Consider the following 23,241-nt stretch of genomic DNA (forward strand, 5'->3'; position numbering starts at 1 on the left):
CGGATCAGAACGAGTATTTCGCGGTGATCGAGACGTTGTCGCGGTCGCGCATGGAGTTGCTGGAGCCGGCACCGTAGTAGTTGGTGTACTGGGTGCCGACCTCGAAGGTGTTCAGGTAGCTGGCGTCGATGCCGAGGGTATAGGCCTTGCGCCCCTCGATGAAGTTGCCGGTGCGGTCGGAGTTGCCACTGAAGTCATCCTGATAGACGACGTAGGGCGACAGCTTCACCCCAGCGTAGACGTCGTTCCAGCTACCGGTGAGCAACAGGGTGTAGCCGTAGCTGTCGCGGCTGATCTGCACGTCGTCATCGTTGCCGCCGACGTAGGCCTTGTCCTGGGCGCCGACGAACTTGCGCTCGCTGCCGTCCCAGGCGGTGTACTTCAGGCTGCTGCCACGGATGTGCTCGGAGGCGAGCTCCGCCACGCCGGTCATGGAGTCGAAGCTCAGGTGCGGGCCGAAGTTGTAGATGGTCGACAGCGAGATGTTGTAGGTCTCGGCACGTTCATAGTTCTCGAACAAGGTGCCCCGGCACAGCTGCTTGCCGGCTACCTCGGCGCAGGCCTGGCCGGCGGCAACGCTGCCGTCGTAGAGGTTGGTCTGGCCCAGCACGCCCTGGGTCAGCAGGTCGCCGAGCAGGTCGTCGGTGGCGGAAATGCTGATGGGCATGTTCGGCCGGTAGGCGATCTCGCCGGACACCGAGGCATCGCCCAGGGTGGTGTTGAAGCTGAAGCCGTACATGCGGATGTCTTCGACGTAGTCACGGCGAGCTTCGGCGTTGCTCGCCATGTCCAGCGTGGCCAGGCCGGGAACCGCCTCACCCAGGCCCAGCGGGCCGAGCAGATTGTTCAGTGCATCGACGTCCACGCCCTGGTAGTCGCGCAGATCGACAGCGACCTGCGGCTCCTTGGAGTGATAGTTGACAAAATAGAAGCCGAATTCGGTGGAGTTGAGTTCTTCGGCGATGTAGCGGAAGGCCACGCCGAACTGGCCACTGTCACGGGCCTCGATGTCCTTGCCGACGTTGGCCACCTTGAAGGTACCGGTGTTCGGGTCAAGGAAGGCATTGGGCCCGTGCGGGCCATTGCCCAGCAGCCCGAGCGAAGCAACGGTGGGATAGCCGGCCAGCAGTTGCTTGATCTGCGGATCGGTCTCGGTGGTGTACGCCGTCTCGCCGCCATCACTGAACAGGTCGGTATCGGAGAAGTAAGTGCCCACCGAGTCCAGCCGGGTCTCCTTCCATTTCCACTGGTAGAAGCCTTCCACCGACAAGTCGTCGGTCAGGCCGAAGTTGAGGCTCAGGGCCTCGGTCGGCACCAGCACTTCCTTGAGTTCCGAGCCGGGCAGGTGGAAGCGTGCGGCGTCCACCGGGTTGATGGTATTGATGCCACCGCGATAGAACACACCCTCGCCCCAGTTCAGCACCTGGCGACCTACACGGCCGGTCAGCGGGTGCTCGTCGACATCCCAGCTACCGGACAGGTAGGCATCCAGCAGCTCGGCCTTGCGACCGGCGATATGCCGGGTGTCGTCGGTGAAGTGGTCGTCCTGCGGGTACGACTGACTGGGACGCTCCACGCCATTGGTGGTGTCGTAGTAGTCGTTGCGCTTGTCCATGATCTGCGTGTCGTAGTACGCGGTGCCACGCATGAACAGGCCGTAGTTCTGGTACTTGGCCGAGAAGTCGGAAGTGAGCTTGAAGACCTGGGAAACCAGGCCGGTATCGAAGTTGCGGTTGCCGTCGTCGGCGTTGATGTCGCTGATGTTGCTCTTTTCGCGGCCCTGCACGCGCCACATGGCGCCGTAGGACAGCGTACTGTCCAGCGAGCCGGTGATCTCGTTGTCGGCCAGCTTGAACTCCAGGGCCTGGGCCGAGCCCGCCACCAGCAGCGGCAAGAGTCCCATCACCGCCCCCGCCCGCCGCGGCGCCCAGAAAATGGACGAGCGCGCACCCAATCGACTGTTCATAGACAGCATTACCTCCATGGCCAAGATTTATCGCCCCGGTCATTGCGGCCGGCGCTGTTCTTATTCGTTTCTCGGCTGCCGCCAGCCTCGGTCGAAACCGGGCCAACGTGCAGTAACACTCCTGCCAGAGCGCTTGCAGGCGCTAAGGCCCCCTCTCCTCTTCTGCTTGCACGCGGGAGTTGGGACTATCGTGCAGGCAAAGTAACAAACTGTTTCCCCTCTGCCAATGGAAAGGATGTAATCCGTCTCTTTCAACAGACAAAGAAAAGCCCGGCACATGGCCGGGCTTTTTCTTACAGCGTGACTTACTCGACGGTGAAGGTCTTTTCTGCCAGCAGGCGATCGCCCTGGAACACCATGAAGCGCCACTGGCCCTGCACCACCTCGTGGTTCTCGGTGAACTGGTAGGCCATCACGTCGGTGGGCGCGCCCACGACCAGCTTCTGCACCACTTCGAACTTGTCGTGGCGCTGGCCATCGGGGCTGACCACACCGGGAGTGAAGTACAGCAGCGTCAGCGGAGTATCGCCTTCGACCTTGCCGCTGAGCTGGTAGCGCAGGCCGAACTTGGTGCCCAGCTTGGCCGGCACGCGGGTGGTGGATTCGAGCTCCTGCTCGCTGCGCGTCAGCACGCGCTCGCCCGGCTGGTAATCCTTGTAGTTGCTGACGAAGACGCCGTACTCGACCGGGCCGTTGACGCGCACCTCGGCAAAGGCCGTGGATGCGAAAACGGAAGCCAGGGAGAGAGCCAGGACTGCTGGCAGGCGGGAAATGGGCATGTCGCGCTCCTTGTTGGGGTCCGCGCGAGGCTATGACATCGCCGTGACAGCCTGATGACAGCTTGGCGCCGCGCGAGTCGGCATGCTGCCAAGCGTCTATCATGCGTGGATCGGACCACTGGACACCATCATGAGCGACAGCCTGCTAGCCATCCGCCCGCGTGCCGAAGACGTCGAGGGCGTGCCCATCCTGCGCCCTCTGCCCTCGGCCCAGCGCCGCAGCGTCGGGCCCTTCGTGTTCTTCGACCACATGCTCGAAAGCAACTTCGCGCCGGAGCATGGCATGGACATCCGTCAGCACCCGCACATCGGCCTGTCCACCCTCACCTACCTGTTCGAGGGCCAGGTGCAGCACAAGGACAGCCTCGGCTCGGACCAGCGGGTACTGCCTGGCGATGTCAGCTGGATGACCGCCGGCCGCGGCGTCGCCCACGTCGAGCGAACCCCCGCCGACCTGCTGCACAGCGGCTCGCGCCTGCACGGCCTGCAGGTCTGGCTGGCTTTGCCGCGCGAGCTCGAGGGTTGCGAGCCCAGCTACAGCCACCACGCCAGCGCCAGCCTGCCGGAAAGCGACAGCCTGGGCGTGCGCATCCGCATGATCGCCGGCACCGGCTTCTGCCTCGAGTCGCCGGTGCCGGTGCGCTCCAGGACGCTTTACGCCGACCTGCAGCTCAGTGCCGGCGCCACTCTGGTGATACCCGACGAACACCCCGAACGGGCGCTCTACCTCATCGAAGGAGAAGCCCTCCTGGACGACGAGCCCGTGTCACCGCACGAGCTGGTGGTGCTCCCCGAAGGTGAAACCTTCACCCTCAGCGCCTGCGGCGACTGCCATGCCGTGATCATCGGCGGCGAGCCGCTGGACGGCCCGCGGCGGATGAACTGGAATTTCGTAGCCAGCGACCCAGCGCTGATCGACAGCGCTCGTGCCCGTTGGGCCGCGCGCGACTGGCCGACGGTGCCGGGTGAGCAGGAGCGCATCGAGCTGCCGCGCTAGCCGTATAGAGAAGCCGATCGGAAATCGCCGCCGCGCTGTCGAACACCGGCGAATGCTTGAGGACTCGCGCGATGGCCTGCCGTAGCATCGCGCGCCCTGAACCCTTGCCACCGGCAAGCCCGCTACTTCTGGCCCGAGGAGTCCGTGATGGACCAGTCGACCGCCCAACGCCACACCAGCGCCCTCACCGTGCTGACCCTGCTGTTCTTCATGTGGGGCCTGATCACTTCGCTGAACGACATCCTCGTGCCGCACCTCAAGGCCGTCTTCACGCTGTCCTACGTGGAGGCGTCACTGGTGCAGTTCTGCTTCTTCGGCGCCTACTTCATCATGTCCTTCCCCTCCGGGCGGCTGGTGGAGAAGGTCGGCTACAAGAGCGGCATCATCGTCGGCCTCGCCACGGCCGGCATCGGCTGCCTGCTGTTCTACCCGGCGGCCGGCTCGCAGTCCTACCCGTTCTTCCTCGCCGCCCTGTTCATCCTCGCCTCGGGCATCACCCTGCTGCAGGTCGCGGCCAACCCCTACGTGAATGTGCTCGGCCCCGCCGCCACCGCGGCCAGCCGGCTGAACCTGACCCAGGCGTTCAACTCCCTGGGCACCACGGTCGGCCCGCTGGTGGGTTCGGTGACCATTCTCGCCATCGGCGCCGGTGCCGCTTCGCAGATCGGTGGCTCCGCCGCCAGCGAAGCCGACTCGGTGAAGACGCCCTACCTGGTGCTGGCCGGGCTGCTGTTCGCCATCGCCGTGCTGATCGCCCTGTTCCGCCTGCCGAAGATCCATCACGGCGAACCCACCGATGGCGCGGCAGGCCGCCAGTCGATCTTCGCCCACCGCCACCTGGTGTTCGGGGTCATCGCGATCTTCTGCTACGTCGGCGCCGAGGTGTCCATCGGCAGCTACCTGGTGAGCCTGATGGGCCAGCCGGACATCGCCGGGCTGCCGGCGGAGCAGGCCGGCAAGTACCTGTCGTTCTACTGGGGTGGCGCCATGGTCGGCCGCTTCATCGGCAGCGCCCTGATGCGCGCGATCGCGCCGAACCGCCTGCTGGCCTTCAACGCCGTGGCCATCGCGGTGCTGATCGGTATAGCGCTGACCCTGGGCGGACACGTGGCGATGTGGGCGCTGATCCTGATCGGTCTATTCAATTCGATCATGTTCCCGACCATCTTCTCTCTCGCCCTGGAGGGCCTGGGCAACCTCACCAGTAAAGGCTCCGGCCTGCTCTGCATGGCCATCGTCGGCGGCGCCGTGATGCCGCTGGTGCAAGCCTTCTTCGCCGACCGCATCGGCCTGCTGCCTTCCTTCGCCGTGCCGCTGGTGTGCTACCTGTACATCATCTGGTTCGGTGCGCGCGGCTATCGCGCCGACCAGTCTGCCAGGGCTCAGGCCGCCAGCGCCTGACGCTGACCTCCGAGGGGGCGCGCAGTGTCTGCGCCCCTTTCACCTGATTCCTACAGACCTATCGGCCCGCGCACCCTGGCTGGCGTCAGCTCGCTCCCGAAGACTTCCTTCCTTTTCCCTCCGCCGATCCTCTTCGGCGCCAGGGACCGATTTCCCCGGAAGGAGCACACCCCGTGGCTGATCCCCTCTCGCTGGTCGTCAATGGCCAGCCCCGGCACCTTGCCGTGGCCGCCGATACGCCGCTGCTGTACGTCCTGCGCAACGACCTGCAGCTCAACGGCCCCAAGTTCGGCTGCGGCCTGGGTGAATGCGGCGCCTGTACCGTGCATCTCGACGGCATCGCCACCCGTTCCTGCATCACGCCGGTCTCCGCGGCTGTGGGGCGCCAGGTCACCACCCTGGAAGGTCTCGGCACACTGGATGCCCCGCACCCGGTCCAGCAGGCCTTCATCGACGAGCAGGCGGCGCAGTGCGGCTACTGCAGCAACGGCATGATCATGACCAGCGCGGCCCTGCTCGCCCGCAACAGTTCGCCCAGCGACGAAGAGATCCGCCAGGAACTGGCCTATAACCTGTGCCGCTGCGGTACCCATGTGCAGATCCTCAGTGCCGTGCGCAGGGCCGCCGAGCGAGTCGGCAACCGCGGCCAGGAAAACCCGGCATGAGCCTGCTCGGCCGCCGTGACTTCCTGAAGGCCAGCGCGGCCCTGTTGGTCAGCACTCAGTTGCCTCGCCCGTTGCTGGCGCAAGGCGCCGATGGCTTGCTGCCCCTCGACGAGGTCGACAGCTTCATTGCCATCGCCGGCAACGGCACCATCACCGCTGCCTGCGGCCACGTCGACCTCGGCACCGGCATACGCACCGCCCTGACCCAGATAGTCGCCGAGGAGTTGAACGTCGACCTGCAGCAGATCACCCTGCTGCTGGGTGACACCCGCTACACACCCGACCAGGGGCCGACCATCGCCAGTTCGACCCTCCAGGTCAGCGCCATTCCGCTGCGCCGGGCAGCGGCCGAAGCGCGGGAGTTCCTGATGCAGCGCGCGGCGCAACACCTCCGGGTCAACGTTCGCCAGCTCGACTGCGCCGGCGGGGCGATCTTCGTCAGGGGCAAACCAACCCGCAGCATCGGCTACGGCGAACTGCTGCGTGGCGAGCGTTTCGAACTGAAGGTCGATGCCAACGCGCCGCTCAAGGCCCACAGCAATTACCGCGTGGTCGGCCGCTCGGTGCCGCGCCTGGACATTCCGGCCAAGGTCACGGGCGGATTGACCTACGTACACGACATGCGCCTGCCGGGCATGCTCCATGGCCGCGTGGTGCGGCCGCCCTACACAGGTGCGGATGTCAGCGCGCCGCTGGGCAGGAGCCGGGCGGAAGTGGATGAGCAGTCCGTAGCCCACCTGCCCGGTTTTGTCCGACTGGTGGTGATAGGTGACTTCATCGGCGTGGTAGCCGAGCGCGAAGAGCAGGCGATCCACATTGCCCGCCAGTTGAAAGTGCGCTGGAAGCACTGGAGCGGCCTGCCCCCCCTGGGCCTGGACGAGCTGGAATCCACCCTGCGCGCCCATCCCAAGCAGCCACGCATGCTCCAGGACGACACGCAGATGGATGCCGTGCTGGCGCAGCTCCACCGCCCACTGCAGCGCACCTACGTCTGGCCCTATCAGCAGCACGCCTCCATCGGCCCTTCCTGCGCGCTCGCGCATTTCGAGGATGGCCTGATGAAGGTCTGGTCGGGCAGCCAGAATCCCCACGACCTGCGCGCCGACCTGGCGACCTTGCTGGGCATGCAGCCTGAACAGGTCGAGGTCATCCGGATGGAAGCGTCGGGTTGCTATGGCCGCAACTGCGCCGACGACGTGAGCGCTGACGCTGCGCTGCTCGCCCTGGCCGTCGGCCGGCCGGTGCGCGTGCAGTTGATGCGCGAACAGGAACACGGCTGGGAGCCCAAGGGTTCGGCGCAGCTGATCGAAGTCCGCGGCGGGCTGGACGAAAACGGCGAGGTGGCAGCCTACGACTTCTCAACCTGCTACCCCTCCAACAATGGCGTCAACCTGGCCCTACTGCTCACCTCGCGGGTGGACGCCAAGCCGCAGGTCGCCCAGATGGGCGATCGCACCGCCGTCCCGCAGTACGCCTTCGCGCACATGCGGGTGGTCTGCAACGACGCCGCCCCCATCGTTCGCGCCTCCTGGATGCGTGGCGTATCGGCACTGCCCAACGTCTTCGCCCATGAGTCCTACATCGACGAACTGGCGCAGATGGCCGGCGCCGACCCCATCGAGTTCCGCCTGCGCTACCTGCACGAAGAACGTGCGACAACGCTGATCAAGGCGCTGGCCACCGCCGCCCAGTGGCAGCCGCGCGCCGCGCCCAACCCGCAGGCACGCCAGGGCAATCTGCTGGTCGGCCGCGGCTTCGCCTATGCGCGTTACTTCCACAGCGCCTTCCCGGGGTTCGGCGCGGCCTGGGCGGCGTGGATAGTCGACGTCGAGGTCGAGCCGCACACCGGCGCCGTCCGCGTGACCGAAGTCCATGTGGCGCAGGACTGCGGGCAGATGGTGAATCCCGACGGGGTACGCCACCAGGTCCACGGCAACGTGATCCAGGCCACCAGCCGCGCACTGATGGAGCACTCGACCTTCGACCGCAGCGGTGTCACCAGCCTGGAATGGGGCGGCTATCCGATCCTCGGATTCCCCCAGGTGCCCAGGATCACCGCGCTGCTGCTCGACCGCCCCGGTACACCGCCGCTGGGGGCCGGCGAATCTGCCTCGGTACCCAGCGCCGCCGCCATCGCCAATGCCCTGCACGACGCTACCGGCGTGCGCTTCACCCGCCCACCGTTCACGCCCGAGCGGGTACTGGCCGCCCTGAACGAGAAACAACCCAAATGAAAAACCATTCACTGGGCGTCATCGCAGCGCTGGCCGCATCCAGCCTGATAGCGCTGGCCATTACCTCGAAAGGCAGCATTGCGCCCGTCGACCCGCCGGCCGTCGACAGCTTCGGCGCCGAGTCCATCGCCCGCGGGCAGAAACTGGCGGCCCTGGGCGACTGCGCGGTCTGCCACACCCGTGAAGGTGGCGCTCCGCTGAGCGGTGGCCGCGCCATGGCCACACCGTTCGGCACGCTCTACACCAGCAACCTCACCCCGGACCGCGATACCGGGCTGGGCAGCTGGTCCTTCGAGGCCTTCGAGCGGGCGATGCGCGAGGGCGTCTCGCGGGAGGGCAACTACCTCTACCCGGCCTTCCCCTACACCGCCTTCACCCGTATTGGCGATGAAGACCTGCGCGACCTCTACGCCTACCTGATGAGCCGGTCGCCGGTGAAGGCGCAGCCCAGGGACAACCGCCTGCGCTTCCCCTACAGCCAGCGCAGGCTGATGGCCACCTGGAACCTGCTGTATTTCGACCAGGGCCGCTTCCAGCCTCAGCCGCAGCGCGATGCGGCCTGGAACCGCGGCGCCTATCTGGTGGAGGGGCTGGGCCACTGCAGCGCCTGCCATTCGCCGCGCAATGCACTGGGTGCCGAACGTGTCGGCAAGCAACGCTTCGCCGGTGCGACGGTGGACGGCTGGCAGGTTCCCCCGCTTGACGGCAGCGGCCAGACGGCAATTCCCTGGACCCAGGCGACGTTGTACGACTATCTGCGCAACGGCTTCTCGCGCTACCACGGCGCCGCCGCTGGCCCCATGGCAGCGGTAGCCGCAGGCCTCGCGCAGCAACCGGACGCGGACCTGCAAGCCATGGCGCGCTACCTCGCGAGCCTCCGGCCGGAACAGCCCGTCGATTTCTCGCCACAGAAGCAGGCGAGCGAGTTGGAAGAGCGCACCTACGGCACCCTGCAACCGGTCAGCGGTACCGGCGCAAGGCTATTCAATGGCGCCTGCATGGCCTGCCACCATGACGGCGACAGCCCGAAGCTCAATGGTGCACGGCCGTCGCTGGCGGTGAGCAACAACCTCTATGCGGCCACGCCGGACAATCTGCTGAGGGTGATCCTGGATGGCATCGGCGGACCCGCCCGACCGGAGCTGGGCTACATGCCGGCGTTCCGCCACAGCCTCAACGACGAACAGATTGTCGCGCTGGCGCGCTTCCTGCGGGAGGACTTCGCCGGCCTACCGGCCTGGCCGGACCTCGAATTCAAGGTCGCCAAGCTGCGCTGAGCCCAGCGTGGGGGAGTGGCGCGACCGCCCTCCCCCCGATGCCGTCAGGCGCCGAAGCGCTCTTCCAGCAGATCGAACATCGCGGCGAAGGCACGGCGCGCCACCTTGGCGTCGTACTGCATCTTGCCGGGAATCTGCGCGTGTGGGTCGGTGAAGGAATGCGCGGCGCCGCCGTAGCTGGTCAGGGTCCAGTCCACCCCGGCATCAATCATCTCCTTGGCGAAGCCACTGAGCTGCTCGCGCGGCACGAACGGATCGACAGCGCCGTCGAGCACCAGCACTGCGCCTTTGATGTTCTTCGCATCGGCCGGGTTCGGCGTATCCAGGGTGCCGTGGAAGGACACCGCAGCCGCCAGCGGCGCGCCGTCACGGGCCAGCTCCAGGGAGCAGCAACCGCCGAAGCAGAAGCCGAAGGTGGCCAGCTTCGCGGTATCCAGCGGCGCCTTGCCGGCCTGTTCCAGCAGGGTCTTCAGCGAAAGCTGCATGCGCTTGCGCAACAGAGCGCGGTCGTTCTTCAGCGGCATCATCGCGGCGCCGGCCTGTTCCGGGCCATTGGGGCGCACGTCCTTGCCGTAAAGGTCGGCGACCAGCACCACATAGCCGCGCTCGGCGACCTTGCGGGCGATATCCACCGCACCCTGACTAACGCCCATCCAGTTCGGCGCCATCAGCAGGCCGGGACGCGGCGCGTTGCTGGCGGCATCGAATACCAGTTGGCCTTCGAAAGACACGCCATCGAGGCTATAGGCGACAGGTTGCACGCTGATCTGGCTCATTCGGGTAGTCCCCTTTCGCTTGTCGGTGTAGTTGATCGAGTACTGGAAAAACACAAAGCCCGCCGAAGCGGGCTTTGGGCTGGTTCAGCTTAGGCGGAAAGCTCCACCAGCAGCTTGTTCAGGCGGCGCACGTAGGCGGCCGGGTCCTTCAGGCTGTCCCCCGCGGCCAGGGCGGCCTGGTCGAAGAGGATGTGGGTCAGCTCGCCGAAGCGGTCTTCGTCGGCTTCCGCGTCGAGTTTCTCGATCAGCGGGTGGGCCGGGTTGAACTCGAAGATCGGTTTGGCTTCCGGCACCTTCTGCCCGCTGGCCTCGAGGATCTGGCGCATCTGCAGGCCCAGGTCCTGCTCGCCGATGGCGAGGATCGCCGGCGAGTCGGTCAGGCGGTGGGACACACGCACCTCGGCGACTTCATCACCCAGTGCGGCTTTCAGGCGCTCGGCCAGACCTTCCTTGGCCTTGGCGATCTCTTCCTGGGCCTTCTTGTCCTCTTCCGAGTCCAGGCTGCCCAGGTCCAGGTCGCCGCGGGCGACGTCGACCAGTTGCTTGCCGTCGAATTCCGGCAGGTAGCTCATCAGCCATTCGTCGATGCGGTCGGTGAGCAGCAGCACTTCGATGTCTTTCTTGCGGAAGACTTCCAGGTGCGGGCTGTTCTTCACCTGGGCGAAGCTCTCGCCGGTGAGGTAGTAGATCTTGTCCTGGCCTTCCTTCAGGCGGCCGATGTAATCGGCCAGGGAAACGCTCTGCTCGCCGCTCTCGTCGCTGGTGGAAGAGAAGCGCAGCAGGCCGGCGATCTTGTCCTTGTTGGCGAAGTCCTCGGCGGGGCCTTCCTTCAGCACCTGGCCGAAGTTCTTCCAGAAGCCCTTGTAGGCTTCGGCGTCATTGCTCGCCAGCTTTTCCAGCATGTCCAGGGAGCGCTTGGTCAGCGCGGACTTCATCGAATCGACGATGGGGCCGGACTGCAGGATCTCGCGGGAGACGTTCAGCGACAGGTCGTTGGAATCCACCACACCCTTGATGAAGCGCAGGTACAGCGGCAGGAACTGGTCGGCCTGGTCCATGATGAACACGCGCTGCACGTAGAGCTTCAGGCCACGCGGCGCCTCGCGGTGGTACAGGTCGAACGGCGCACGGGCCGGGACGTACAGCAGCGAGGTGTACTCGAGCTTGCCCTCGACCTTGTTGTGGCTCCAGGTCAGCGGGTTCTCGAAGTCATGGGCGATGTGCTTGTAGAACTCCTGATATTCCTCGTCCTTCACCTCGGTGCGCGGACGGGTCCACAGGGCGCTGGCACGGTTGACCACTTCCCACTCGGTTTCAGCCGGCTTGTCGGCCTCTTCCCCGTGGTGCTCCTTCGGCAATTCGATGGGCAGCGCGATGTGGTCGGAGTATTTCTTGATGATGTTGCGCAGGCGCCAGCCATCGGCGAACTCGTCCTCGCCATCCTTCAGATGCAGGACGATACGGGTGCCGCGCTCGGCTTTCTCGACGGTGGCGACTTCGAATTCGCCCTCGCCCCTGGACGACCAGTGCACGCCTTCGCTGGCCGGTGCACCGGCACGGCGGCTGAACACATCGACCATGTCGGCAACGATGAAGGCACTGTAGAAGCCCACGCCGAACTGGCCGATCAGGTGGGAATCCTTCTTCTGGTCACCGGAGAGGTTCTTCAGGAAGTCGGCGGTACCGGACTTGGCGATGGTACCCAGGTGCGCGATCACTTCCTCGCGGCTCATGCCGATGCCGTTGTCTTCGAGGGTGACGGTCTTGGCGTCCTTGTCGAAGCTCACGCGGATCTTCAGTTCCGCGCCGCCTTCGAGCAGCTCAGGCTTGGCCAGGGCCTCGAAACGCAGCTTGTCGGCGGCGTCGGAGGCGTTGGAAATCAGTTCGCGAAGGAAGATTTCCTTGTTCGAATACAGGGAGTGAATCATCAGGTGAAGCAGCTGCTTCACTTCGGTCTGGAAGCCCAGTGTTTCTTTTTGAGTCTCCGCGCTCATCGTTTCTCGCTCCGAGGATGACAAATGCCGCGTCGTGCGGCCGATGTCAGCGAGATGGGGGCTTCCCGAACCAATTCAAGGGGTTGGAGAAAATTCGCCGGCAAATAGCCGGCGAACGGTCAGCGGGCCGGCAGTTCGATGTCGGTCACTTCGCTGGGGCGCAGCGTGTAGCTCGCCTCGCCGGGGCCATCGATGACCTGGCGGATGACGATGCGGCCGTCGACATTGAGGCCGACGAAGACGCCCTCGGCAACCCGGCCGCGCTCGGTGGTCACGCGCATGCTGCGGTTGACGTAGCGCTGCGGCGAGGACAGCAGGCGCTCGATGGCCAGGCGCCCGCTTTCCGGCGCCTGCGGCACGGGGGCACTGGATTTCGCCGGCGCGGCGGCCGCAACCGGGGCTGCAGCGACGCTCGACGCCTTCATCCGCGGGTAGCGGTCGTCCCGTACTCCCCAGCCACGCGCGGGGGTCTTCTCCAGCGTGACCTGCAGCTCCTGCGATTCGCCGTCGACCTCCACGGTCAGTGCAATCTCCTGGGAGGCGCGCTGGGTATCCAGGGTGGGCATACGGGTGATGGCGACGTCACGACGCGCAAAGCGGCGCTGCAGGTAGTCCTGCAGAACGTAACGCAAGGTATCGCGGGAGTCGAAGCGGGTATCCACCTCGCCATCGCGATAGCGCAGGCGGTCGGTGAAGACTTCGATGGTGCCCGAAAGCGTGGTCTGCATCTGGGCCGGCAGCACCAGGTGGAAGGCGCCTTCCAGGCGATTGGGGGCCTTCGGCTCCAGGTCCAGGTGCAGGCTGTAGCCACGCTGCAGGCGGACCGCTTCGGGCAGGTCCTGGCCTGGCGCGAGCCAGCTGACTTCGATTTCCGGCAGGCGTCCCTTGTCGTCGGGCAGCACGTCCAGCCTGACCGGGCCATTGACCGGCGCAGCCAGGCGCACCTGGATTTCGCGGTGAGCGTAGAAGTCCTGGCCTTCGCGCAGGCTGAGTACACCGTCGATGAACTCGGCCTGCTCGGGCACGAAGGGCTGGCCATTCAGTTCCCCGCGCAGGTTGATCGCCAGTTCAGGCTTGGCCACCGCCTCGGGCTTGAGCCACTCCAGGCGGAGGATGGCCTCCAGGCGCGCGCTGTCGCGGCTGGCCAGCATCGTCAGGCCGACCACCAGCGGAATGCAGCCAAGCGCCCCGAGGGCCACGGCGCTGCGGGCCAGGCGCCAGTGGATCAGGACGAACAGCACGGCCAGCGGCGGCAGCAGGCTGGCAAGCCCCCAGAACAGGCTGCGCTCGAAGGCGCGGGCAATCAGCCAGACGTACCCCGCGAGGATCAGCAGCAGGCCGAGCAGGATCAGCAGCGTATCCATTCAGGCGCCATCGACCTTGAAATGCGCACGGGCGGTGGCGATGGGTTCGGTGCGAGTGGTCTGCCAGGCGGTGATGGCGACGTTGGCCACCCGCCGGCCCTGGCGCCAGACCTGGCACTGCGCGTAGGTATCGCGGAAGTGCCCGGCGCGCAGGTAGTCGATGGAGAAGTCGATGATCTTGGGCATGTGCGGGATGCCCATGAACATCAGCAAATGCAGCAGCGCCGAATGCTCCATGAAGCCTGCAATCACGCCGCCATGCAGGGCCGGCAGCGTGGGGTTGCCGATGTTGTCCGGGTTGGCCGGCAGGTGGAAGATCGCGTCGTCGCCCAGGCGCAGGCAGCGGATGCCGAGCAGCCGGGCATAGGGAATCGCGTCGATCAGCGGGTCGTAGTCCTTGCTCTCGTGCGCGGCGCGCACCATGGCCTCGATGTTCACCGTGGTCATCCCTGGCCCCCATCGACGTCGCGCTTCACCGAGCCGGCGGACACCGCCTTGCCCATGCGCATGAAGGTCCCGACCACATGGGCGATGGGTTCGCTGGGGTCGTCCTGATAGGCGTAGCCACGGGTGAAGATGATGTTCGGGGTGACCCGGTAGCACTCGGCGAACCCGTAAACGTCCTTGTGCGGCTGCGCCGGGTGCATGTAGTCGATGCGCAGGTCCAGGGTCGGGCAGATCTCGAACTGCGGCAGCACGCAGACGGTGGAGATGCCGCAGGTGGTGTCCATCAGCGTGGTGATGGCGCCGCCGTGGATCACGCCGGTTTCCGGGTTGCCGACAATGGCCTCGCTGTAGGGAAGCCGCAGGGTCAGGCCGGAGGCGTCCGCCGCATGCGCGCTGATGCCCAGCAACTGGCAGTGGCGCAGCGCCGAAAGGAAGCGTTGGGCGCGCTCCAGGAGTGGGTTTTCGGACATGGGAGGGGTCGACCGATTGACTGCACGGGGCCGCATCATACCCCGGTCGTTGTCACTCCTGCAGTGATGGAATACAGGGGCGCAGGAATATTCGTTGAACTAATTCACACAACCCTGGTTCAAAGGGCTAACACCAGGAAAGCCGCACATGGAGGCTCCGCATGAAAAAAACCCTTCCCTTCGCTCTGCTGATCGTTGCAGGTCTGGGCCTTGCCGCCTGCGACAAGAAAGAAGAGCCGAAAGCGCCGCCGGCACCGGCCGCGACCGAGCAGCCAGCTACTCCGGCGCCGACCACTCCGCCGGCACCTGAAGCCTCCCCGGCCACTCCGGCTGCCCCGGCCACTGCGCCGCAGGAGCCCGCCGGCGGCGAGCAGAAGCAGTAATTCGCTTACGCTGCACAAGACAAGGCCCGCATTTTGCGGGCCTTGTCGTTTCTGCCGTTTGCCGCTCAGCCGCTGGGAGGAATGTCGTTGTCCCGCGGAGCATCGCCCTGGGGCGTCGGCGTGTAGACCATCACATGCAGCACGCTGGAGTGGAACTCGCGCTGGTACAGCACGCCCACCACACCCGCCGTCACCAGCATGAATATCCAGGGGTTGATGAACCAGGCCAGCATGGCCAAGCCGAAGTAGTAGGTGCGCAGGCCCTGGTTGAACTGGTGCGCCGCCAGCGACACCACGCGCGCCGCGCGCTCGGCGAAGGACTTGCGCTCCAGCTCGCCGACGTTGCGCTCCCCCACCATGGGCGCCGAACCGATCAGCACCGCCGCGAAGTTGTATTGGCGCATGCACCAGCTGAAGGTGAAGAAGGCATAGACGAACACCACCGCCAGGCACAGCAGCTTCAGCTCTGAAAGTCCGCGGGTGGGCGGCGTCACGAAAGGCAGGTCGGCGAGCACCGAGATCGTGCGCTCGGCCGAGCCCAGCAGGGTGAGGATACCGGCCAGGATGATCAGGGTGCTGGAAGCGAAGAACGAGGCGTTGCGCTCCAGGTTGCCGATCACGCTGGCGTCCGCCACACGGTTGTCGCGCAGCAGTACGCGGCGCATCCAGTCCTGGCGGTAGAGATGCAGCACGCTGGCCAGGCACGCGGTGTCGCGGGCCTTGGTCTTGGCGTAGCGGGTGTAGCCGATCCAGCAGAAGAGGAACCAGAGGATGGCAAGCAGGTTCCAGAAGTACTGGATGTCGAACAGGTCGACGACGTCGGTCATGGATTTCCTTGCGATTGGAGACGGAATAAAGTCGGTACGCAGCCGATAGACGCCAGTTTATCCCGCCAGGACACGCGCACCCTGCGCAGGCTTCCAGGCCCGGGAGGACGGGATCGGCAGAACCAGGAATGCCCCCGCGTCCCTGCCGCAAAGCTTGCTTGGCGACGACCCGCTTCCAGCAATGTGTGGGCCGTCGATTGCCGCCGCGTACTCACACGCGGTTCGCAGCCGCTCCCGGCTGGGGAGGACGGCCCGCGCCCGGTGGGCCTGTTGCCCAGCACCTTCCTACCAGCGCAACAGGCGCGGTCCCAGGGCCAGGCCCAGCAGCGTGGGCAGGAGCATGCCGAGCAGGTACCACACCCCCCAGAAGGGAATGCCCATCTCCGGGCAATGCAAGCAGTACGCCAGGGTCGAGGTAGCCCCGGCGAGCAGGCCGCCAGCAGCACCGGCCAGGCGCAGCCGGGTAGGCGCCAGCCCACGCAGCGCCCAGAAGACGGCGATGAATGTAGGTATCGAGAGCAGCGCAATGTTCAGTGGGCAGGTGCGCCAGGTCTTGCCCAGTATCAGCCCGGCGCGCGCTTCGGCAGGCACCGCGGCCAGCTCCACCGCGCCACCCAGCCACACCAGCAGCACCGGCAGCCCGAGCAGCAGCCACGCTGCACCGCCCTTCACTCCCGGCCGCGCCAGGCGGCTGCTCAACCCGTACGCGATCAGCGCCAGGCTGCCGGGCAGCGCGACCTTGGCCCAGAACAGCGGAGTCCGCGCGACGTCAGCGAGGTCCGCGCGCACCCCATAGAGCGCCGCCATCAGCAGTATCGCGCCCAGGCCGCCCGCCAGCAGAGCCAGTGCAAAGCGCTTGCCCAGCGCTCGCCGATCGACCGCGCTCTCGCCGGCGGCCAGCAGGTCGATCAGTTCATTGGTCTTCATCGCTTCGCAACCCTCGGATCATGTTCGCCAGGGCCTTCAGCCCGCGGTGGATGCCGACCTTCACGGCGGAACTGGAAAGCCCGGTCAGGCTTGCCGTTTCCTCTACAGACAACCCTTCCAGCTTCACATGGACGATCGGCAGGCGCTGCTTGTCCGGCAACCGCTGCAGCAGTTTGCCCAGATCGCGGCTGGCCTGCGCCGGCTGGTCGTCCTCGGCGGCGAACAGCTCGCCCTCATCGTCGTCGTCCAGCGGATCATGCAGCGCCTCGCGACGGGCAAAGGCGCGGAAATGGTCAGCCAGCTTGTAGCGCGCAATCGCCTGCACCCAGGCCGTCAGTGGCTGTTCTGCGCGATAGGTGTGACGGGCGTTGTGCACGGCCAGCAGGACTTCCTGCACCAGGTCCTCCACCTCGCCGGGGCGCTGCGCCAGACGGCGGCGCAGAAACGCGCGCAAGTGCGGGCCAAGGGCGGCGAGGAACTCGCGGTAGGCCGCCGCGTCACCGGCCATGCCCTGCATCAGCAGTGTCTGAAGCTGCGCTTCGCGCGCGATCAACACGTCCTGGCTGGTAGTTCGTTGCATCGGCCGTCCTGGTTACAGCGCGCAAGGAAAATCTTCCCGAGTCTGCCCCACGCTTGCTGGCAGATCGCCGGCCCGAAGAAAAAACAGGCAGCTGTTCAATACCTTAGGGCCGCCCTAGGGAAATCTCAAAAAAATCTTCAGGCGGCTGTAACCGGATCACCACTCCCGGCGAACTACTCGACAAGCCGCCGGAAATCTCTGTGCGGCCCCACCACCCAACGGGAGACCGCACCATGAAAAACCTCACCCTCGCCACCGCCGTCCTTGCCCTTGCCGCCCTTGCCGGGAACGCGCTGGCCGACGACATGAATACCAAGGCCAGCACGGGCGCGGCCATGGAGAAATGCTACGGCGTGGCCCTGGCCGGCAAGAACGACTGCAAGGCCGGCGCCGGCACCACCTGCGCAGGCAGCGCCAAGAAGGACTACGACGGCATGCACTGGAAGAACGTCCCGGCCGGCACCTGCGCCTCGATCAAGACACCGCACGGCATGGGCTCGCTGACCCCGATGAAGTCCTGAGCGCAGGCTGCCGACCATGAACGTATCGACTCAACCGGGCGCCGGGCTTGGACTCAAGGCCGAGCACTACACCCAGGCGCTCGACTGCTGCGCGCGCGGGCTCTGGTTCGAAGTGCACCCGGAAAACTACATGGTCGGCGGCCCTCGCCTTGCCTGGCTGGAGCGGATCGCCGAACGGCATCCGCTGTCGCTGCACGGGGTTTCGCTGTCCCTGGCAGCGGACGCATCCCCCGACGAGGCTCATCTGCTGCGGCTGCGCGCGCTGGTCGAGCGCGTGCAGCCCGTGCTGATTTCCGAGCACCTGGCCTGGTCCACCTGGCGCGGCCGGTACCTGCCGGACCTGCTGCCCTTCCCGCGCAGCCAAGCGGCCCTGGCCCGTATCGTCGACAACATCGAACGTACCCAGCATGCCCTGGGCCGGCGCATCGCCATCGAGAATCCCAGCCACTACCTCCGCCTCGACGGCCACGACTGGGACGAGATCGAATTCCTGACCGAACTGGCACTGCGTACCGGCTGCGGCCTGCTGCTGGACATCAACAACGTGCATGTCAGCGCACACAATCTCGGCTTCGATGCCAAGCGCTATCTCGACCGATTCCCCGCCGCGGCCATCCTGGAAATCCACCTGGCCGGGCACAGCCAGGACGAAAACAGCGAGCTGCTGATCGACTCCCACGACGCGCCCATCGCCGAACCGGTCTGGGAGCTCTACCAGCACCTGATCCGGCGCATCGGCCCGCGCCCGACGCTGATCGAGCGCGACGACCAGATCCCCGCCTTCAGCGAACTGCTGGCCGAGCGTGAAATCGCCCAGGCCATTCTCAACCGGGCGGAGGTGGCAGCATGAAAACGACACTCGGCACCTTCCAGGAGGCTTTCGTCGAAGCGCTGTACCAGCGCTCTGCCCCCGGACTGCAAGGTTTGACCGAGCAGGCCGGCTTCAGCGTCTACCGCAACACCGTGCTCAAGGGCTGCACCGACGCCTTGTGCGACAACTTCCCCAGTGTCGAACGCCTGGTCGGCACCGACTGGCTGCGCGGCGCGGCAGCCATCCACGCACAGCAGACACCGCCGAACGACGCGCGCCTGGTGCTCTACGGCGAAGACTTCGCCGACTTCCTCGACGCCTTCGAACCCGCGCGCGAGTTGCCCTACCTGGCCGACGTGGCGCGCCTCGATCGCTTGTGGCTGGAGGCCTATACCGCGCCCCAGGAACCTGCGCTGCAGTGGTCCGACCTGGCGGGCATGACCGCTTCCGACCTTGCCCCCTGTCACCTGCAACCCCGCGCCAGCGCACGCTGGCGCTGGTTCGACCAACAGCCGATCTACAGCATCTGGCGCTACAACCGCGAGGCTCTGCCATTGCCCGAAGACCTGCCCTGGCACGCTGAAGGCGCGCTGCTGGTCGGCCATGCCGATGGCGTCGCCTGGCAGGCACTGGACGTGGGCGGCTGCGCCTTCCTCGATGCCTGCGCCAGCGGTCATGACCTCGATCAGGCATCGACCCTGGCGCTCAGGGCGCAAGCCGACCTCGACTTCACGGTGCTGCTGGGCAGCCTGCTCGGCGCCGCCGTGTTCCAACCGCTGAAACTCACCTGAGGAAGCCGCCATGGACATCTCCCGCAGCCACTATCCAAGCGGCGCCGTTCACCAGCTCTGGAACACCATCGCCAGCCGCCTGCAGTCCCTGCTCGGCGATTCACTGCTGTGCCTGGTGGCGCGCCTGGGGATTGCCTCGATCTTCTTCCTGTCCGGGCGCACCAAGGTCGAGGGCATCCTGACCATCACGCCGAGCACCTACGAACTGTTCCAGACCGAATACGTGCTGCCGCTGGTGCCACCCTATATAGCCGCGCACCTGGCAACCTACGCAGAACACTTCTTCCCGGTCCTGCTGGTGCTGGGCCTGTTCACCCGCCTCTCCGCCCTCGCCCTGCTGGGCATGACCACCGTGATCGAAGTGTTCGTCTACCCCGATGCCTGGCCGACGCACCTTTCCTGGGCCGGTCTGCTCCTGCTGCTGATTGGGCGCGGCGCAGGCGCCTGGTCACTGGACCGGGCACTGAAGATCGGCTGATGGCATGGCGGCTCTCGTCGTCGGTCATCCTGCCTTTTCCAGTTCAGCGGCTAGCGACCATACTCGGTCTTTCTGGGACGAAACCTCTACCCGCCGATGTCCGACTCTGACCTTCAAGTTGAACCCGATGCGCAAAGCGTTTCCACCGCGAGCAAGCGCACGCGGCGACTGCTTCGCTCGCGCTGGCTGAAATGGCGGCAGCACCTCGCGTTCTGGGTCGGCGCCCTGCTGGTGGGGCTGGTGGCCCTGGCTTTTGCCTGGCTGGCGGATCGCTCCTTCGGCTTGTTCCAGCGGATGCTGCAGGTATCGCCGTGGTTGCCGCTGCTGGCGACGCCGCTGGGTTTTGCGCTGCTGGCCTGGATCACCCAGCGCTGGTTCGTGAACTCGAAAGGCAGTGGCATCCCGCAGGTGATTGCCGCGCTGGAATCGCCATCGCGGCGATTCCGTGCACAGGTGCTCGCCCTGCCGGTGGCGTTGGTGAGGATGCTATTCACCCTCGGCGCCCTGCTGGTCGGTGGCTCGGTGGGGCGTGAGGGGCCGACCGTCCACGTGGGTGCCGCGGTGATCTACGCCTTCGGCACGCGCCTGGGCCTCCACGGCCGACGCACCGTGGCAGGGCTGATCCTGGCGGGCGGCGCCGCCGGCATCGCGGCAGCTTTCAACACGCCCCTTGCCGGGGTGGTTTTCGCCATCGAGGAATTGAGCCGCACCTACGAGCAGCGCTTCAGCGGGCTGGTGCTGACCGCCGTACTGATCGGCGGCGTGGTCACCCTGGGCCTGATGGGACACTACTCCTACTTTGGCGACATCAGCGGCGGGTTGCCCACGGGCTGGGGCTGGAGTGAAGTGCCCGCCTGCGCGCTGCTGGGCGGCGTGCTCGGCGGGCTCTACGTGAAGCTGGTACTGCCGGCGCAGCACGGCTGGATCGGCCGGATGTACGCCGTGCGGGAGCGCTTCCCGGTGCGCTTCGCTGCTGTCTGCGGGCTTGCGCTGGCCCTACTCGGCGTGATTTCCGGCAACCACGTGTTCGGCACCGGCTACGAGGAAACCCGCGCCCTGCTCGACGGCAACCCGGTGACCGACGCCAGCTTCCTGCTCTGGAAGTTCCTCGCCAACGTGGTGTCGTACCTGGCCGGAATCCCTGGCGGCCTGTTTTCGCCGTCATTGAGCGTCGGCGCGGGATTCGCGCCCTTGCTCTCCCTGCTGCCAGGCGTCAACCCGCAGACCTGCGCGCTACTCGGCATGGGCGCCTATCTGGCGGGCGTCACTCGCTCGCCATTGACCGCCTCGGTGATCGTACTGGAGCTTTCCCACAGCCCGGACCTGGCCATTCCCATGCTCGCCGCCACGCTGCTGGCCGCGGCCATTTCCGGCTGGATAGCGCCGGTTTCGCTCTACCATGCCCTGGCCCGGCAGATTCTCGACAAGGTGGCGCCGAACAAGCCCTGAGTTCAGCGCACGACGTGAAGGTAATGCAGGTGGCGCTCGTACTGGTCGAGGATGTCGGAGATCACGTCGTCGCGGTTCCAGCCCATCACGTCGTAATCCTGCCCGCCTTCGCGCAGGTGAACCTCGGCGCGGAAGTACTTGCGCGCCTCGGTGCCCTCGTCCTCCTCCAGCAGAACGAAGCTGGGGCTGGTGAAGGCCCGCGGGCGGACTTCATAGAGGAAATGGCCCTCCCCCGGCTGCACCAGCTCCAGGGCCACACGGCCATCTTCGCGCTCCAGCACCTGCACGTCATGGCCTTGCTTGCGCAGTTCGGCGGCCACTTCCTCGCAAGCCGGCCGCACGACTTCGGCAATGAAGCGGGTCACGTGGGCGCGCCGGGGGCGCATGGCAATACTGCGCAAGCGCCGCTGCCAACCGCCTTCATGGTGCGGCGCGTGCCGCGGCGCAGGCAGCGACTGGTGGCGCAGGCCGCGCCGCGTGGCATCCAGGTGCAGCGCACGGAACAGCCCCCAGATGGACGCCAGCAGGATCGCCGAGAACGGCAGCGCACTGGCGATGGTCGCTGTCTGCAGGGCCTTCAGCCCGTTCGCCAGCAGCAATGCCACCGCCACCACGCCAATACTCACCGACCAGAAGATGCGCTGCCACAACGGCGAGTGGGAGTGCCCCGATGAAGCGAGCATGTCCACCACCAGCGCCCCGGAGTCCGCCGAGGTGACGAAGAACACCACCACCATCAGCACCGCCACCATGGACACCACGCTGGATAACGGGAAGTGCTCGAGGAAGGCGAACAGCGCCAGGGAACTGTCCTGATCGACGACCGCCGCCAGGGTGGTCACGCCCTCGTTGAGGATCATGTGGATCGCCGAGTCGCCGAACACGGTCATCCACAACAGGGTGAAGCCGGCCGGGACGAAGAGCACGCCGCAGACGAATTCGCGGATGGTCCGCCCGCGCGAGATGCGCGCGATGAACAGCCCCACGAACGGCGACCAGGACAGCCACCAGCCCCAGTACAGCAGGGTCCAGCCGCCAATCCAGTCGGTCGGCTCGTAGGCATAGAGGTTGAAGGTCTTGTTGACGATGTCCGAGAGGTAGGCGCCGGTGTTCTGCACGTAGGTCTGCAGCAGGAACACGGTCGGGCCGAGCAGCAGCACGAACAGCATGAGGATCACCGCCAGCGCCAGGTTCAGCTCGGAAAGGATGCGGATGCCCCTGTCCAGGCCGCTGGCCACCGAGAGTGTCGCCAGGGCGCAGGTCGCGGCGATCAGGATGATCTGCACGGTCGCATTCACCGGCAGGCCGAACAGGTGGTGGAAGCCGCTGTTGATCTGCAGCACGCCATAGCCGAGCGAGGTGGCGACGCCGAACACCGTACCGAGGATGGCGAAGATGTCCACCGCATGGCCGATCGGGCCGTAGATGCGCTCGCCAATCAGCGGATACAGCGCCGAGCGCAATGTCAGCGGCAGGCCCTTGCGGAAGCTGAAGTAGGCCAGGATCAGCCCGACGATGGCGTAGATCGCCCAGGCATGCAGGCCCCAGTGGAAGAAGGTGATCTTCATCGCTTCGCGAGCCGCGGTGACCGTCCCCGCCTCGCCCACCGGCGGGCTGGTGAAGTGCATCACCGGTTCGGCCACGCCGAAGAACATCAGGCCGATGCCCATGCCGGCGGAGAACAACATCGCGAACCAGCTGCTGCTGCGATACTCGGGCTCGCTGTGATCGGGCCCGAGCTTGATGTCGCCGTAGCGACTGACCGCGAGGAACACCACGCTGATCAGGATCAGCGCCACCGCGAGGATGTAGAACCAGCTGGCGTTGGTGAAGATCCACTGCTGGATGTGTTCGAACTGCGTCTGGGCCTGGCTCTTGAAGAGTACGGCGTAGAGCACCAGCAACAGGATCAGCGCCGCGCTGGTATAGAAGACCGGAGGGTTCAGGGTTGTCCTTGGCTTGCCGGATGAGCTCATCGGGAAGGTTTCTCCTGTGCAACGACATCGCGCGCACCAACCTGCAAGCCCCGGCGTGCGTGGCGGCACGCCGGTCCAAGGGTATCGCGTTCAGTACTCGTAAAGTATCGATAGGCGCCCGGCCCGGC

At 66.1% G+C, this 23,241-nt stretch carries 22 protein-coding genes; 11 read left to right on the top strand and 11 right to left on the bottom strand.

Features of this window, described 5'->3' with window-relative positions; translation table 11 throughout:
- Window positions 1-4: 4 nt before the first annotated feature.
- On the bottom strand, window positions 5-1,966 hold the full coding sequence (locus tag G4G71_RS18250; RefSeq protein ID WP_169939427.1) for a DUF1302 domain-containing protein: 1,962 nt from the start codon (window positions 1,964-1,966) through the stop codon (window positions 5-7).
- A 305-nt stretch (window positions 1,967-2,271) separates the two neighbouring features.
- On the bottom strand, window positions 2,272-2,745 hold the full coding sequence (locus tag G4G71_RS18255; protein WP_169939428.1) for a DUF3859 domain-containing protein: 474 nt from the start codon (window positions 2,743-2,745) through the stop codon (window positions 2,272-2,274).
- A 130-nt stretch (window positions 2,746-2,875) separates the two neighbouring features.
- On the opposite strand from G4G71_RS18255, the gene G4G71_RS18260 reads away from it, so the two are divergent.
- The 5 genes from G4G71_RS18260 to G4G71_RS18280 all read left to right on the top strand — a co-directional run bounded on the left by G4G71_RS18260 (window position 2,876) and on the right by G4G71_RS18280 (window position 9,319).
- Window positions 2,876-3,742 (top strand): pirin family protein, encoded by an 867-nt coding sequence (locus G4G71_RS18260; RefSeq protein ID WP_169939429.1) that lies wholly within the window; start codon window positions 2,876-2,878, stop codon window positions 3,740-3,742.
- A 147-nt stretch (window positions 3,743-3,889) separates the two neighbouring features.
- Window positions 3,890-5,143 (top strand): sugar MFS transporter, encoded by a 1,254-nt coding sequence (locus G4G71_RS18265; protein WP_169939430.1) that lies wholly within the window; start codon window positions 3,890-3,892, stop codon window positions 5,141-5,143.
- 173 nt (window positions 5,144-5,316) lie between these two features.
- The gene (locus tag G4G71_RS18270) at window positions 5,317-5,808 is read left to right on the top strand and encodes a (2Fe-2S)-binding protein (protein ID WP_169939431.1); all 492 of its coding nucleotides are present in this window, start codon (window positions 5,317-5,319) and stop codon (window positions 5,806-5,808) included.
- Window positions 5,805-8,042, top strand: coding sequence for a xanthine dehydrogenase family protein molybdopterin-binding subunit (locus G4G71_RS18275; protein WP_169939432.1), 2,238 nt, complete (start codon window positions 5,805-5,807; stop codon window positions 8,040-8,042). The genes G4G71_RS18270 and G4G71_RS18275 overlap by 4 nt, the downstream gene beginning before the upstream one ends.
- Window positions 8,039-9,319 (top strand): cytochrome c, encoded by a 1,281-nt coding sequence (locus G4G71_RS18280; RefSeq protein ID WP_169939433.1) that lies wholly within the window; start codon window positions 8,039-8,041, stop codon window positions 9,317-9,319. The genes G4G71_RS18275 and G4G71_RS18280 overlap by 4 nt, the downstream gene beginning before the upstream one ends.
- Window positions 9,320-9,363: 44 nt before the next feature.
- Here the strand turns inward: G4G71_RS18280 and G4G71_RS18285 are convergent, their stop codons facing one another.
- From G4G71_RS18285 to G4G71_RS18305, 5 genes are all read right to left on the bottom strand, one after another.
- Window positions 9,364-10,095, bottom strand: a complete 732-nt coding sequence (locus tag G4G71_RS18285; RefSeq protein ID WP_169939434.1) for a dienelactone hydrolase family protein — start codon at window positions 10,093-10,095, stop codon at window positions 9,364-9,366.
- 89 nt (window positions 10,096-10,184) lie between these two features.
- Window positions 10,185-12,089: a molecular chaperone HtpG gene (gene htpG, locus G4G71_RS18290; RefSeq protein ID WP_169939435.1), complete on the bottom strand. Its 1,905-nt coding sequence runs from the start codon at window positions 12,087-12,089 to the stop codon at window positions 10,185-10,187.
- Window positions 12,090-12,208: 119 nt separating this feature from the next.
- Entirely contained in the window at window positions 12,209-13,453 is a 1,245-nt protein-coding gene (locus G4G71_RS18295; protein WP_169939436.1) for an MFS transporter, read from the bottom strand.
- Window positions 13,454-13,900: a PaaI family thioesterase gene (locus G4G71_RS18300; RefSeq protein WP_024762426.1), complete on the bottom strand. Its 447-nt coding sequence runs from the start codon at window positions 13,898-13,900 to the stop codon at window positions 13,454-13,456.
- On the bottom strand, window positions 13,897-14,370 hold the full coding sequence (locus tag G4G71_RS18305; protein ID WP_024762427.1) for a PaaI family thioesterase: 474 nt from the start codon (window positions 14,368-14,370) through the stop codon (window positions 13,897-13,899). Before G4G71_RS18305 ends, G4G71_RS18300 begins: the two co-directional genes overlap by 4 nt.
- A gap of 161 nt (window positions 14,371-14,531) precedes the next feature.
- On the opposite strand from G4G71_RS18305, the gene G4G71_RS18310 reads away from it, so the two are divergent.
- On the top strand, window positions 14,532-14,753 hold the full coding sequence (locus tag G4G71_RS18310; RefSeq protein ID WP_169939437.1) for a hypothetical protein: 222 nt from the start codon (window positions 14,532-14,534) through the stop codon (window positions 14,751-14,753).
- A 65-nt stretch (window positions 14,754-14,818) separates the two neighbouring features.
- On the opposite strand, the gene G4G71_RS18315 is transcribed toward G4G71_RS18310, so the two are convergent.
- The 3 genes from G4G71_RS18315 to G4G71_RS18325 form a co-directional block, all read right to left on the bottom strand.
- Window positions 14,819-15,580: a DUF599 domain-containing protein gene (locus G4G71_RS18315; RefSeq protein WP_024762429.1), complete on the bottom strand. Its 762-nt coding sequence runs from the start codon at window positions 15,578-15,580 to the stop codon at window positions 14,819-14,821.
- A gap of 285 nt (window positions 15,581-15,865) precedes the next feature.
- On the bottom strand, window positions 15,866-16,507 hold the full coding sequence (locus G4G71_RS18320; protein ID WP_169939438.1) for a DUF1109 domain-containing protein: 642 nt from the start codon (window positions 16,505-16,507) through the stop codon (window positions 15,866-15,868).
- Complete coding sequence (locus G4G71_RS18325; RefSeq protein ID WP_169939439.1) at window positions 16,494-17,087, bottom strand: sigma-70 family RNA polymerase sigma factor; 594 nt, start codon at window positions 17,085-17,087, stop codon at window positions 16,494-16,496. Before G4G71_RS18325 ends, G4G71_RS18320 begins: the two co-directional genes overlap by 14 nt.
- Before the next feature lie 233 nt (window positions 17,088-17,320).
- Here G4G71_RS18325 and G4G71_RS18330 point away from each other — a divergent pair, with 233 nt between their 5' ends.
- The 5 genes from G4G71_RS18330 (at window position 17,321) to G4G71_RS18350 (ending at window position 21,137) form a co-directional block, all read left to right on the top strand.
- Window positions 17,321-17,608, top strand: coding sequence for a BufA1 family periplasmic bufferin-type metallophore (locus G4G71_RS18330; protein WP_169939440.1), 288 nt, complete (start codon window positions 17,321-17,323; stop codon window positions 17,606-17,608).
- A gap of 16 nt (window positions 17,609-17,624) precedes the next feature.
- On the top strand, window positions 17,625-18,458 hold the full coding sequence (bufB, locus tag G4G71_RS18335; RefSeq protein ID WP_169939441.1) for an MNIO family bufferin maturase: 834 nt from the start codon (window positions 17,625-17,627) through the stop codon (window positions 18,456-18,458).
- On the top strand, window positions 18,455-19,210 hold the full coding sequence (locus G4G71_RS18340; protein WP_169939442.1) for an HvfC/BufC N-terminal domain-containing protein: 756 nt from the start codon (window positions 18,455-18,457) through the stop codon (window positions 19,208-19,210). The genes bufB and G4G71_RS18340 overlap by 4 nt, the downstream gene beginning before the upstream one ends.
- A 10-nt stretch (window positions 19,211-19,220) precedes the next feature.
- Window positions 19,221-19,688: a DoxX family protein gene (locus tag G4G71_RS18345; protein WP_169939443.1), complete on the top strand. Its 468-nt coding sequence runs from the start codon at window positions 19,221-19,223 to the stop codon at window positions 19,686-19,688.
- Window positions 19,689-19,913: 225 nt separating this feature from the next.
- Window positions 19,914-21,137 (top strand): chloride channel protein, encoded by a 1,224-nt coding sequence (locus G4G71_RS18350; RefSeq protein ID WP_420826021.1) that lies wholly within the window; start codon window positions 19,914-19,916, stop codon window positions 21,135-21,137.
- A 2-nt stretch (window positions 21,138-21,139) separates the two neighbouring features.
- On the opposite strand, the gene G4G71_RS18355 is transcribed toward G4G71_RS18350, so the two are convergent.
- Window positions 21,140-23,113 (bottom strand): BCCT family transporter, encoded by a 1,974-nt coding sequence (locus G4G71_RS18355; RefSeq protein ID WP_084357635.1) that lies wholly within the window; start codon window positions 23,111-23,113, stop codon window positions 21,140-21,142.
- Window positions 23,114-23,241: the final 128 nt, after the last annotated feature.

The sequence above is a fragment of the Pseudomonas multiresinivorans genome (genome assembly GCF_012971725.1).
Lineage (GTDB): Bacteria > Pseudomonadota > Gammaproteobacteria > Pseudomonadales > Pseudomonadaceae > Pseudomonas > Pseudomonas multiresinivorans.

Excerpts from the sequence above, each read along its gene's own strand:
- G4G71_RS18250 (WP_169939427.1), bottom strand. The coding sequence starts at position 1,966 with ATGAACAGTCGATTGGGTGCGCGCTCGTCCATTTTCTGGGCGCCGCGG.
- G4G71_RS18255 (WP_169939428.1), bottom strand. The coding sequence starts at position 2,745 with ATGCCCATTTCCCGCCTGCCAGCAGTCCTGGCTCTCTCCCTGGCTTCC.
- G4G71_RS18260 (WP_169939429.1), top strand. The coding sequence starts at position 2,876 with ATGAGCGACAGCCTGCTAGCCATCCGCCCGCGTGCCGAAGACGTCGAG.
- G4G71_RS18265 (WP_169939430.1), top strand. The coding sequence starts at position 3,890 with ATGGACCAGTCGACCGCCCAACGCCACACCAGCGCCCTCACCGTGCTG.
- G4G71_RS18275 (WP_169939432.1), top strand. The coding sequence starts at position 5,805 with ATGAGCCTGCTCGGCCGCCGTGACTTCCTGAAGGCCAGCGCGGCCCTG.
- G4G71_RS18280 (WP_169939433.1), top strand. The coding sequence starts at position 8,039 with ATGAAAAACCATTCACTGGGCGTCATCGCAGCGCTGGCCGCATCCAGC.
- G4G71_RS18285 (WP_169939434.1), bottom strand. The coding sequence starts at position 10,095 with ATGAGCCAGATCAGCGTGCAACCTGTCGCCTATAGCCTCGATGGCGTG.
- htpG (WP_169939435.1), bottom strand. The coding sequence starts at position 12,089 with ATGAGCGCGGAGACTCAAAAAGAAACACTGGGCTTCCAGACCGAAGTG.
- G4G71_RS18295 (WP_169939436.1), bottom strand. The coding sequence starts at position 13,453 with ATGGATACGCTGCTGATCCTGCTCGGCCTGCTGCTGATCCTCGCGGGG.
- G4G71_RS18300 (WP_024762426.1), bottom strand. The coding sequence starts at position 13,900 with ATGACCACGGTGAACATCGAGGCCATGGTGCGCGCCGCGCACGAGAGC.
- G4G71_RS18305 (WP_024762427.1), bottom strand. The coding sequence starts at position 14,370 with ATGTCCGAAAACCCACTCCTGGAGCGCGCCCAACGCTTCCTTTCGGCG.
- G4G71_RS18310 (WP_169939437.1), top strand. The coding sequence starts at position 14,532 with ATGAAAAAAACCCTTCCCTTCGCTCTGCTGATCGTTGCAGGTCTGGGC.
- G4G71_RS18315 (WP_024762429.1), bottom strand. The coding sequence starts at position 15,580 with ATGACCGACGTCGTCGACCTGTTCGACATCCAGTACTTCTGGAACCTG.
- G4G71_RS18320 (WP_169939438.1), bottom strand. The coding sequence starts at position 16,507 with ATGAAGACCAATGAACTGATCGACCTGCTGGCCGCCGGCGAGAGCGCG.
- G4G71_RS18325 (WP_169939439.1), bottom strand. The coding sequence starts at position 17,087 with ATGCAACGAACTACCAGCCAGGACGTGTTGATCGCGCGCGAAGCGCAG.
- G4G71_RS18330 (WP_169939440.1), top strand. The coding sequence starts at position 17,321 with ATGAAAAACCTCACCCTCGCCACCGCCGTCCTTGCCCTTGCCGCCCTT.
- bufB (WP_169939441.1), top strand. The coding sequence starts at position 17,625 with ATGAACGTATCGACTCAACCGGGCGCCGGGCTTGGACTCAAGGCCGAG.
- G4G71_RS18340 (WP_169939442.1), top strand. The coding sequence starts at position 18,455 with ATGAAAACGACACTCGGCACCTTCCAGGAGGCTTTCGTCGAAGCGCTG.
- G4G71_RS18345 (WP_169939443.1), top strand. The coding sequence starts at position 19,221 with ATGGACATCTCCCGCAGCCACTATCCAAGCGGCGCCGTTCACCAGCTC.
- G4G71_RS18355 (WP_084357635.1), bottom strand. The coding sequence starts at position 23,113 with ATGAGCTCATCCGGCAAGCCAAGGACAACCCTGAACCCTCCGGTCTTC.